Genomic DNA, 10487 nt, shown 5'->3' with positions numbered 1-10487 from the left:
GCAGGTTGCCCCGTAGCGCAGCGAAGGGGTCGCAGACAGTGGGGTCGCCTTTCTTTTGCCTACGTTTCTTTGGCGAAGCAAAGAAAAGTAGGTCGGCCGCCGGGCCGAGACCCGGCCCCGGCCCAAAAATCCAAAGTCATAAGCTAGCAACAAAGAGTTCGTTGGGGAACGCGACACCCGCCTCTACATTCGCGGCATGACTGCCGTTCCTGCCCCCGAGGCCGCCGCACAGGCCTTCGAAGTCCGCCCCTTCGACGCCCCGGTCGGCGCCGAAATCATCGGCCTAGACATCTCGACGCCAATCAGCGCCAAAGACTTCGCCCGAATCCATAAAGCCCACCTCGACCACCACGTCCTGGTGTTCCGCAACCAACAGATCACCCCCCAGGAACACATCGATTTCAGCCGCCGCTTCGGCCCGCTCGAAATCCACGTCCTGCACCAATTCCAGCTGAAGAATCACCCCGAGATCCTCATCGTCTCCAACATCAAGGAGAACGGCGAGCCCATCGGCTTAGGCGATGCGGGCGTCTACTGGCATTCCGACATTTCGTACAAGCCCAATCCCAGCCTGGGCTCCCTGCTGCATGCGCAGGAGCTGCCGAGCGAAGGCGGCGACACGCTGTTCGCCGACCAGCACCTCGCATGGGAATCGCTGAGCCCCGAGCTGCAGCAGCGTGTCCTGCCGCTGAAGGCTGAGCACAGCTACCTCGCCAAGTACGAAGAACTGCGCGCGAAGAACCCGTGGCGACCCAAGCTCTCGCAAGCGCAGATCGACCAGGTCGCCCCAGCCGTCCAGCCCGTGGTGCGCACGCATCCCGAGACGGGCCGTAAGGCGCTGTTCGTCAGCGAGCACTTCACGACGCGCATCGTCGGCCTGCCGCAGGAAGAAAGCGATGCACTGCTCGCCGAGCTGTTCGTGCACAGCGTGAAGCCCGAGTTCGTGTACCGACACCAGTGGGCGCCGCACGACCTCGTGTTCTGGGACAACCGCTCGCTGATGCACCTCGCAGCCGGTACGCCCGACCACCTGCGCCGCAGGCTCAACCGCACCACCATCGTCGGCGACACGCCTTTCTGATTTTTCTTCCGGACTCCAGTCAATGAACCGCTTCACCCGCAAAGCCGCCGCGCTCGTCGCCGGCCTCGGCCTCCTGGCCGGCAGCCTCGCCGCACACGCCGAAGGCCAGATCCGCATCGCCGAACAGTTCGGCATCGTCTATCTGCTGCTCAACGTCGCGCAGGAGCAGAAGCTCATCGAGAAGCACGCGAAGGCCGCGGGCGTCGACGCCAAGGTCGAATGGGTCAAGCTCTCGGGCGGCTCGGCCGTCAACGATGCGCTGCTGTCGGGCAACATCGAGATCGCGGGCGCCGGCGTGGGCCCGCTGCTCACGCTGTGGGACCGCACCAAGGGCAAGCAGAACGTGAAGGGTGTGGCCTCGCTGGGCAACTTCCCGTACTACCTGGTGAGCAACAACCCGAACGTGAAGACGATTGCCGACTTCACCGACAAGGACCGCATCGCGTTGCCCGCCGTGGGTGTGTCGGTGCAGTCGCGCGTGCTGCAGTTCGCCTCGGCCAAGCTGTGGGGCGACAAGGAGTTCAACCGGCTCGACAAGATCAGCGTGGCGCTGCCGCACCCCGATGCAGCCGCGGCCATCATCAAGGGCGGCACGGAGATCACGGGGCACTTCGGCAATCCGCCGTTCCAGGAACAGGAGCTCGCGGGCAATCCGAATGCGCACATCGTGCTCAACTCTTACCAAGTGCTGGGCGGTCCGTCGTCGGCGACGGTGCTCTATGCGACAGAGAAATTCCGCAGCGAGAACCCGAAGACGTACAAGGCGTTCGTCGATGCACTCGACGAGGCTGCGAAGTTCGTCACGGCCAACCCGGAGAAGGCTGCCGACATCTACCTGAAGGTAAGCAACGCGAAGCTCGACCGCGATCTACTGCTGAAGATCATCAAGAACCCCGAAGTGCAGTTCAAGACCACGCCGCAGAACACGTATCCGCTGGCGGAGTTCATGCACCGTGTGGGCGCTATCAAGAACAAGCCGGCTTCGGTGAAGGATTATTTCTTCGACGATGCGCAGAACACGTCGGGGAATTGATGAGCAGCACCGCAGCGGCTTTGCCTTCGCGGGGTGACTCCCTCTCCCATCGGGAGAGGGCGGGGGTGAGGGGGGAGCCTTTGGCATCGCCGCCGGCCCTCACCCCAACCCTCTCCCGCGAGCGGGAGAGGGGGCAAGAAAGCGCACCGCTGCTACAGGTGGATGGCGTCAGCCTCGAATACCGCACCCGCGAACGCGTCGTCCGCGCCACACACCGCGTGAGCTTCGACGTCCACGCCGCCGACCGCTTCGTGCTGCTCGGCCCATCGGGCTGCGGCAAGTCCACGCTGCTGAAGGCCGTAGCTGGCTTCATTCCGCCGGTCGAAGGCGAGATTCGCCTCGAAGGCCAGCGCGTGACGCAGCCCGGCCCCGACCGCATCGTCGTGTTCCAGGAGTTCGACCAGCTGCCGCCATGGAAGACGGTGAAGCAGAACGTGATGTTCCCGCTGCTGGCTTCGCGCACGCTCGGCAAGAAGGAAGCTGCCGAACGCGCACTGCACTACCTCGACAAGGTCGGCCTCGCCAAGTTCGCCGACGTGCATCCGCACCAGCTTTCCGGCGGCATGAAGCAGCGCGTGGCGATTGCCCGTGCGCTCGCGATGCAGCCGCGCGTGCTGCTGATGGACGAGCCCTTCGCCGCACTCGACGCGCTCACGCGCCGCAAGATGCAGCAGGAGCTGCTCGAGCTGTGGGACGAGGTGCGCTTCACGCTGCTGTTCGTCACGCACTCCATCGAAGAGGCGCTGGTGGTGGGCAACCGCATCGCGCTGCTGTCGCCGCACCCGGGGCGCATGCGCGCCGAGATCAACAGCCACGGCTTTTCGCTCGCCAGCCTCGGCGGTGCCGAGTTCCAGAGCACAGCGCAGCGCATCCACGACATGCTGTTCGAAGAAGAACATGAGGAGGCCGCGGCATGAGCGCCATCGTTCCTCCCATCCGCCCCGAGTACGAACGCACGCTCGAGCCCTTTACCGAGCTGCCGGTCGAACGCACGCTGCCTTTGGGCGCGCGCATCTGGTCCCAAGCCTGGCTGCGCAAGGGCCTGATCCTCGCCGTCATCGCCGTGCTGTGGGAGCTCGCGGCCCGCTGGCAGGACAACGACCTGCTGCTACCCACCTTCACCGCCACGGCGAGCGCGCTGTTCGAAGGGCTTGCCAGCGGCGAGTTGATCGAGAAGGTGCGCATCTCGCTGGCCGTGCTGCTGCAGGGCTACCTTGCCGGCGTGCTGCTGGCCTTCGCACTCACCACGCTCGCGGTGTCGACGCAGATCGGCCGAGACCTGCTGGACACGCTCACGTCCATGTTCAACCCGCTACCCGCCATCGCGCTGCTGCCGCTGGCGCTGCTGTGGTTCGGGCTGGGCAGGGGCAGCCTCGTGTTCGTGCTGATCCATTCGGTGCTGTGGCCGCTGGCGCTCAACACCTATGCAGGCTTCCAGGGCGTGCCCGAGACGCTGCGCATGGCGGGGCGCAACTACGGGCTCAAGGGCCTGCGCTACGTGCTGCAGATCCTGGTGCCGGCCGCGCTACCGTCGATTTTGTCGGGTCTGAAGATCGGCTGGGCCTTTGCATGGCGCACGCTGATCGCGGCCGAACTGGTGTTCGGCGCCTCGTCGGGCAAGGGCGGGCTGGGTTGGTACATCTTCCAGAACCGCAACGAGCTTTACACCGACCGCGTGTTCGCTGGCCTTGCGATGGTGGTGCTGATCGGCCTGCTGGTCGAGAGCCTGGGCTTCAAGACGCTGGAGCGGCTCACGGTGCGCCGCTGGGGCCAGCAGCGCTAGCTAGCCGCTGGTGGGTTTCTTCGCGGCCTGCCGCATCGCGCGCAGCTCGCTGTTGAGGAATTCGTTGGCGTCGCGCACCGTGCCGTTGTTGAGCTTCACCTTGTAGGCCTGCCCCGTCATCTCCGAGCGCGAGGCGCAGCGCTCGATGAAGTCTTCGGCCGTCGCCAGCTCCTTTTTGAAGTAGTCGTACTTCGCCTGCATGTGCTTGGCGGCGTCGGCGGCGGTGTATTCATTGCCGTTGCGCAGGAAGACCATGGCCGACATCTTCGAGACGCGCTGGATCAGCGTGTCGATCAGCTTGTCCTCGACGTCGGAAGGGGTGGCGTGCGCCAGCAGGGCCGAGGCGCCGAGCAGGAGGGCGAGCAGTGCGGTGCGCAGGAATTTGAACGAAGCCATTTGTTATGTCCCCTGGCAATTTTCGGGCCATGCTAGGGCTGGGGGCCCCGCCGTGTCAAACCCGGCCCGGCTCGGGTCTAATCGCAGGTTTTGGCATGTGTTAACCACTCTCCCATGAGCTCCTCGACCCCCGATCTTTCGTCGATTGCCCAGGCGCTGGCCGATGCCGCCGCAGCGCAGTCGATGCACTACTTCCGTACGCCGCTGGACATCATCACCAAGGCCGACGAAAGCCCGGTCACGCTGGCCGACCGCGCTGCCGAGACGGCCATGCGCGAGATCCTCGGCGCGCGCGTGCCGGCCGACGGCATCTACGGCGAGGAGCACGGCCCCGAGCGGCTCGACGCAGAGCGCGTCTGGGTGCTCGACCCCATCGACGGCACGCGCAGCTTCATCACCGGCTCACCGCTGTGGGGCACGCTGATCGGCGTACTGCAGGGCGGCCGCGTCGTGCTGGGCGTGGTCGACATGCCGGTGCTCAAGGAGCGCTGGATCGGTGAGGCCGGCAAGGGCGCTACGCGCGATGGCCAGCCCGTGCGCGCAAGCAGCTGCACTGATGTGGCCAAGGCCCGCATCGTCACCACCTCGCCCGACATCTTCGCGCCGGCCGACTGGACTGCCTTCGACCGGCTCAGCCGCCAGTGCGCCATGCGCCGCTTCGGCGGCGACTGCTACGGCTACGCCCAACTGGCGGGCGGCACCATCGACCTCGTGGTCGAGACCGGCCTGCAGCCCTACGACTACCTCGGCCCCGCCGGGCTGATCGAAGCGGCGGGCGGCGTCATCACCGACTGGCAGGGCCAGCCGCTGGGGCTCAAGTCGGACGGGCGGGTGATCGCGGCGGCAACGCCCGAACTCCACCGGCAAGCCATGGCCATCCTCTCGGCCTAGACTGTCGAACATGTTCCGCTGGCTGATCGTCGTCGTCCTCGCACTGGTGCTCATGAGCGGCCTGACCGCCTGGCTGCGCCGCTTCGGCTTCGGACGGCTGCCCGGCGACTTCGAGTTCCGCGCCTTCGGCCGCGAGTGGCAGCTGCCGATTGCCAGCACGGTGGTGCTCAGCATGATCGCGGCGCTGGTCGCGCGTCTTCTGTAGAGAAAAGACAAACAGCAATGAGAGCTTGCGTAGACATCGGCGGCACCAAGGTGGCCGTAAGCCTTTCCGCTTCGAGCGACGCGCCGCTGATCGGCCGCCGCAGCGAGCCCACGGCCAAGACCGGCGACAACGACGCGGTGGCGGTGCAGATCATGCGGATGATCGACGAGGTCTGCGCGGAGCAAGGCATCGATGCCGCCACCATCGACCGCGTGGGCGTGTCGTCGACCGGGCCTTTCGAACTGCGTGACGGCAAGGTCGAGCTGGCCACGCCCAACATCTGCGGCGGCATCGCCGGCCCGGCGCGAGGCCTGCCCAACAACTGGATGACCGCGCTGGTCGAGGCGCCGCTGGCAAAGCGCTTCGCCCGCGTGCGGGTCGAGAACGACGCGGTGGCCGCGCTGGAGGCCGAGCGCCACTGGGGCGCGCTCAAGGGCCTGGACGATTGCGCCTACGTCACCTGGAGCACCGGCGTCGGCGTCGGCCTGTGCGTGGACGGCCGTGCGCTGCGCGGCAAGAACGGCAACGCCGGCCATGCGGGCCACAGCTTTGTGGTGGACGACGCCAGCGGCGCGCTGTGCGGCTGCGGTAATGTGGGCGATGTCGAAGGGTTGATTGCCGGCAACTCGATCGCCCGGCGCTTCGGCCAGCCCGCGGCCGATCTGTTCAGCTCGGCCGTAGCCGGCGAGCCGCATTCACTGGAAATCGTCGACGCGCTGTGCCGGGTGATGGGCCGCATGCTCTACAACCTGATCGCCACGCTCGACCTGCAGCGCATCAGCCTGGGCGGCAGCGTGTTCTGGCACCACCGCGACTTTCTGTTGCCGAGGCTGCAGGCGCATGTCGACGGCAAGCTGCCGCCGCTTACGCTAGGCGTGCGCCTGGTGCCTGTCGGCCTGGGCGACAAGGTCGGCGACTACGCTGCGCTGGCGCTGCTCGACTGAACGGCCTCCACCAGCACCACCATCCGGCGAACCATGACTCCGCTGCCTCGCCGTCGCTCCTATGCCTACCTGCTGTGGCTGGTGGGCGGCTTCATCGGGGCGCATCGCTTCTATCTCGGGAGCTACCTGGGCGGCGCGGCGCAACTGGCGCTGCTGCTGTATGGCGTCGCCGGCCTGCCGGGATCGCGCTTCGGCCTGGCGCTTCTGCTGCCGTGGATGCTGTTCGACGTCTACTGGATCTACCGGCGGCTGAAGCAGCAGGACGCGGCCGCAGTCGAAGATGGTGAAGAAGCTCCGATCCGCCAGCGCACCCGCCGCGCCGGGACACGGGAAGCCAAGGAATACGACCTTGCCGCCCTCGCCGAAGCCAACAAGCTGCAGGAGCGTTTCGTGGCCGCCGCCGAGGCTGAAGACTGGGCCGGAGCCGTCGCCATTGCCGAGCAGATCGTCGCCACCGCGCGCCGCGTGTTCAAGGGCCCGCACCAGAACCTTGCGATGACGCTGTGCATGCTCGGCCAGGCCTGCTACCAGTTCAAGGCCTTCGACAGGGCCCGGGCCAGCCTGGAAGAAAGCCTCTCCATCGGGCGCAAGATCGGCATGCCGGCGGAAGACATGGACATCGCCCGCAAGGCGCTGGACCTGACCCTGACCGGCATCGCCGAACGCAAGGCCCACGGTGCCGCGTCCGACGAAGAAGGCGCGCTGCTGAACCTGCTCGAAGACCGCGACGCGCGCTACCGCGACGCGCTGGCCCAGGGCGACTTGCCCCGTGCCGAGAAGTTCTGCGCCGAGGCCGTCGCCGCCAGCCGCCGGCTGTACGGCGGCGCGGACAGGGCCGTGGTGCTCCAGCTGGCCAGCTACGCCGAACTGTGCCGCCGGCTGCAGTGGTACGACAAGGCACAGGCCTCGGCGGACGAAGCCCTGGCCATGATCGGGCTGCTCGGCCTCGACGACAGCTGGCGGCGCGGGCCGACCAACACCTTGGCGCTGCTGCATGCCGCGGCCGGGCGGGCCGACGAGGCTGAAGCGCTCTACAAGAAGACCATCGCCATGGCAGTGGCCGAAGCCCGGGGCGGCTCCAGCGATGGCGTGGTGCGCGCCTTCAACAACCTGGCGTTTCTCTATGCCGAGTCCAGTCAGGACGCGAAGGCCGAGCTTTGCTATGCGCGCGCCCTCGTGCATCTGGACAAGCTCCCGCCGGGCGAGGGCGACACCGAACTGCACTCCGACATGCTCAACAACTTCGCCAGCCTGTTCATGGCGCGCCGCGAATTCGACAAGGCCAGGCCGCTGTTCGAGCGTTCGCTCGACATCCAGCAGGGCAGCTGCAGGGGCATCTCGCAGGCGGCCGCAACCGCCCATAACGACCTGGGCCTGATCGCGCAGGAAGAGGGCGACTTGCGCCAGGCGCTGATGCATTTCAAGCGCACGCTGCTGCTCAACCAGATCTGCGCGCCCGACCACTTCAGGAACATCGACAACGCGCAGCGCAACATCGACAGCGTGAGCATGGTGCTCGCCACCGTGGCCCGCGCCGCACGCATGGAGCCCAGTACATGAGCATCGGCGGTGCCTTCTATGCCCTTGACCGCTACCGGCTGCGCGCGCTGGTGATCGATCCTTCCACCGTGTCGGGCTTCCTGCATTCGCCGGCCGCGCAAGGCGGCCCGCACGACAGCCAGACGGTGGAGCAGGCCTGGGACGTGGTGCGCACGCTGCTGCCCGAGGCGGTCGACGGCGAAGAGCTCGACGGCACCGACGGGCTGGGCTGCATCTACCTCACGGCCGCCCATGTCGAGCGCACGGCGGCCCGGCTCGCGCAGCGCGACGTGGCGGAGCTGGTGGGCCGCTTCACGGGCGAGCCGGCGAAGTTCGGCGAACTTTACTGGGCCAAGGTCTGGCAGGACGGCGCGCGGGATCTCGCGGGCTTCATGGACGGCGTGAAGCGCTTCTTCGCCGGCGCGGCCGAAAGGCGCGACGCCGTCGTGTTCTACATCGTCTGAATCGCCGGCTGGCTGCTAGTGCGGTGGCCGCACGGCCGACACGATCTCGCCCAGCCGCCGCAGCCCCGCATCCACTGCCTTCGAATACGGCCAGCCGCAGTTGATGCGCAGGTAGTTGTCGAAGCGCCCCGAGTTCGAAAACTGCGCGCCCGGCGCCACCAGCATGTGTTCGCGCAGCGCCGCGTCGAACACGTCCACCGACGAGCGCTGCTCCGGCAGCTCGACCCACAGCTGCAACCCGCCGCGCGGCAGGTTCAGCCGTGTGCCCGCCGGAAAGTACTTGGCGATGGCGTCCGCCGTCTGGTCGCGCTGCACGTGCAGCCGCTCGCGCAGCCGGCGCAGGTGGCGGTCGTAGCCGCCGCTCGCGACGAACTCGCCCGCGGCAATCTGCGCCAGCGCCTCGTTGTTGCGGGTCTGCGCGTACTTGAGCATTTCCACCTGCGCGTGCCAGCGCCCGGCGGTGATCCAGCCCAGCCGCAGCCCCGGTGCCAGCACCTTGTGCAGCGAGGCGCAATAGATCACGTTGCCCGTGCGGTCCCACGACTTCACCGCGCGCAGCGGCGCGTCGCTCTCCACGAGGTCGCTGTAGGTGTCGTCTTCGACGAGCGCGATGCCGTGGCTTTCGCACAGGTGCACCAGCCGCTGCTTGTGGGCGTCGGGCATCACGCTGCCGATGGGGTTCTGCAGGTGCGGCACCACCACCACGGCCTTGATGTCGTCGTAGGTGTGGATGGCGAGGTCGAGCGCTTCCAGGGAGATGCCGGTCTGCGGGCTGGTCGGGATCTCCAGCGCGCGCAGCCCCAGGCTTTCGAGCACCTGCAGCAGGCCGTAGAAGGTGGGTGACTCCACGGCCACGGTGTCGCCGGGCTTGGCGATGGCGCGCAGCGCGAGGTTCAGCGCCTCGATGCAGCCGTTGGTGACGAGCACTTCGTCGGGCGGCACCGTCATGCCCACGCGCAGGCTGCGCTGTGCCAGCGCTTCACGGAACTGCTCGTGGCCTTTCTGCGACGAGGCGGTGGTGAGCAGCTCGGGCCGCTGGCGCAGGGCGCGCGTCATCGAGTTGCGCAGGGCCTCGGCGGGATACAGCTCGGGCGCCGCGCGGGCGATCGCGAAGTTGAGCTTCACGCCCGTGTGCCGGCCACGCGCCATGAAGTTAGCCATGCGCTCGCGCATGCTGACGAACTGCGCGGGGTCGGGCGGCACGTCGGCCGCCGGCTCTTCCATCGGCGCGATGGCCATCCGCTGTGGCCGCCGCACGAAATACCCCGAGCGGTCGCGCGCCTCGACCCAGCCGTCGCTTTCCATGGCGCGGCAGACCTGCAGCGCGGTCGACAGGCTGATGTCGTGCAGCCGCATGAGGCTGCGCAGCGAGGGCAGCTTGTCGCCCTGCTTGAGCGAGCCGGTGTGGATCGCGTCCACGTAGTGCGCGGAGAGCTGGCGGTAGAGCGGTAGCGAGTCCATGGGGTCGATGTTCCCCGTATCGGGCATCCGAAAACAGATGCAGTTGCTAGGGAAAACGACCATAACAGATGCGTTGGCGACCCGGCTGTTCCGGTTCCGATAGCCATGTTGTGTGCCTGTTTTTTGGGCGGTCAAATTCCTACGATGAACCCTCATCCATCTGAGGTTTCGCCATGATCACCACCCTCTCCCAAGCGCCTGATTCCATCGTTCTCGAACCCGGCCAGTCCCTGCGCACCTCGGTCGATGCCGGGGCCTGGCTCCAGTTGGCCGAGGGCCGCGCCCGCGTGGTTTCGCCGCCCGGATGGTTCGGCGAGACCGTGTTCATGGCCGAGACACTGCTCGAAGAAGGCGACGTACATCGGCTGCCGCACGGCGGCTGGATCGAAGTGTCGGCGCTGACGCCGGTGCATTTGCGGGTGCATGCGCCGATGGCTGTGCAGGCTTCTGTGCTCGTGGAAGCGCGGCCTGTGATGCGCTTTGTGCGTCTGCTTACTGGCTGGTAGGGGACTGGTTCGGGGTGCGTGCGAATGACACCGGGTACTCCCCTCCGCGAATGTCCCCCGCCTTCGGCTCCTCCTTTATTTCGCTGCGGGGAGCACCCGATGCCATTCGCACATGGGCGCTGCCGTTGTGCCGGCCGATCAACCGCTGCGCTGAACGATCACGTCGATGGGGTGCCTTGCGCAG

General features: G+C 67.1%; 12 protein-coding genes. 10 read left to right on the top strand and 2 right to left on the bottom strand.

Features of this window, described 5'->3' with window-relative positions; all coding sequences use genetic code 11:
- Nucleotides 1-196 precede the first annotated feature (196 nt).
- The 4 genes from ACSFBF_RS35810 to ACSFBF_RS35795 are packed head-to-tail and all read left to right on the top strand — an operon-like array spanning nucleotide 197 to nucleotide 3897.
- Nucleotides 197-1081, top strand: coding sequence for a TauD/TfdA dioxygenase family protein (locus tag ACSFBF_RS35810; RefSeq protein WP_435475150.1), 885 nt, complete (start codon nucleotides 197-199; stop codon nucleotides 1079-1081).
- Nucleotides 1082-1103: 22 nt separating this feature from the next.
- Nucleotides 1104-2114, top strand: a complete 1011-nt coding sequence (locus tag ACSFBF_RS35805) for an ABC transporter substrate-binding protein (protein ID WP_435475148.1) — start codon at nucleotides 1104-1106, stop codon at nucleotides 2112-2114.
- A complete protein-coding gene (locus ACSFBF_RS35800; protein ID WP_435475146.1) occupies nucleotides 2114-3031 on the top strand; it encodes an ABC transporter ATP-binding protein in 918 nt (305 codons plus the stop codon). The genes ACSFBF_RS35805 and ACSFBF_RS35800 overlap by 1 nt, the downstream gene beginning before the upstream one ends.
- Nucleotides 3028-3897 carry an ABC transporter permease gene (locus tag ACSFBF_RS35795; RefSeq protein WP_435475144.1) on the top strand — a complete coding sequence of 290 codons (870 nt, stop codon included), beginning with the start codon at nucleotides 3028-3030 and terminating at the stop codon, nucleotides 3895-3897. Before ACSFBF_RS35800 ends, ACSFBF_RS35795 begins: the two co-directional genes overlap by 4 nt.
- On the opposite strand, the gene ACSFBF_RS35790 is transcribed toward ACSFBF_RS35795, so the two are convergent.
- Nucleotides 3898-4293, bottom strand: coding sequence for a DUF5329 family protein (locus ACSFBF_RS35790; RefSeq protein ID WP_435475142.1), 396 nt, complete (start codon nucleotides 4291-4293; stop codon nucleotides 3898-3900).
- A gap of 114 nt (nucleotides 4294-4407) precedes the next feature.
- Between ACSFBF_RS35790 and hisN the strand changes: the two genes are divergently transcribed.
- Genes hisN through ACSFBF_RS35765 form a run of 5 tightly spaced genes read left to right on the top strand, consistent with a single transcriptional unit; the run spans nucleotide 4408 to nucleotide 8336 of the window.
- Nucleotides 4408-5184 carry a histidinol-phosphatase gene (hisN, locus tag ACSFBF_RS35785; RefSeq protein ID WP_435475140.1) on the top strand — a complete coding sequence of 259 codons (777 nt, stop codon included), beginning with the start codon at nucleotides 4408-4410 and terminating at the stop codon, nucleotides 5182-5184.
- A 10-nt stretch (nucleotides 5185-5194) separates the two neighbouring features.
- Nucleotides 5195-5389 (top strand): DUF2905 domain-containing protein, encoded by a 195-nt coding sequence (locus ACSFBF_RS35780; RefSeq protein WP_056509065.1) that lies wholly within the window; start codon nucleotides 5195-5197, stop codon nucleotides 5387-5389.
- A 17-nt stretch (nucleotides 5390-5406) separates the two neighbouring features.
- Nucleotides 5407-6333: an ROK family protein gene (locus tag ACSFBF_RS35775; protein ID WP_435475138.1), complete on the top strand. Its 927-nt coding sequence runs from the start codon at nucleotides 5407-5409 to the stop codon at nucleotides 6331-6333.
- A gap of 33 nt (nucleotides 6334-6366) precedes the next feature.
- Nucleotides 6367-7893, top strand: coding sequence for a tetratricopeptide repeat protein (locus ACSFBF_RS35770; RefSeq protein ID WP_435475136.1), 1527 nt, complete (start codon nucleotides 6367-6369; stop codon nucleotides 7891-7893).
- Nucleotides 7890-8336, top strand: coding sequence for a DUF1877 family protein (locus tag ACSFBF_RS35765; RefSeq protein WP_435475134.1), 447 nt, complete (start codon nucleotides 7890-7892; stop codon nucleotides 8334-8336). The genes ACSFBF_RS35770 and ACSFBF_RS35765 overlap by 4 nt, the downstream gene beginning before the upstream one ends.
- A gap of 15 nt (nucleotides 8337-8351) precedes the next feature.
- Here ACSFBF_RS35765 and ACSFBF_RS35760 read toward each other — a convergent pair whose 3' ends face one another.
- A complete protein-coding gene (locus ACSFBF_RS35760) occupies nucleotides 8352-9797 on the bottom strand; it encodes an aminotransferase-like domain-containing protein (protein ID WP_435475132.1) in 1446 nt (481 codons plus the stop codon).
- A gap of 173 nt (nucleotides 9798-9970) precedes the next feature.
- Between ACSFBF_RS35760 and ACSFBF_RS35755 the strand changes: the two genes are divergently transcribed.
- Nucleotides 9971-10303 (top strand): hypothetical protein, encoded by a 333-nt coding sequence (locus ACSFBF_RS35755; protein WP_435475130.1) that lies wholly within the window; start codon nucleotides 9971-9973, stop codon nucleotides 10301-10303.
- Nucleotides 10304-10487 lie beyond the last annotated feature (184 nt).

It is taken from the genome of Variovorax nivicola (assembly GCF_051216475.1).
Lineage (GTDB): Bacteria > Pseudomonadota > Gammaproteobacteria > Burkholderiales > Burkholderiaceae_C > Variovorax.
This window is presented reverse-complemented; position numbering and strand designations above follow the sequence as displayed.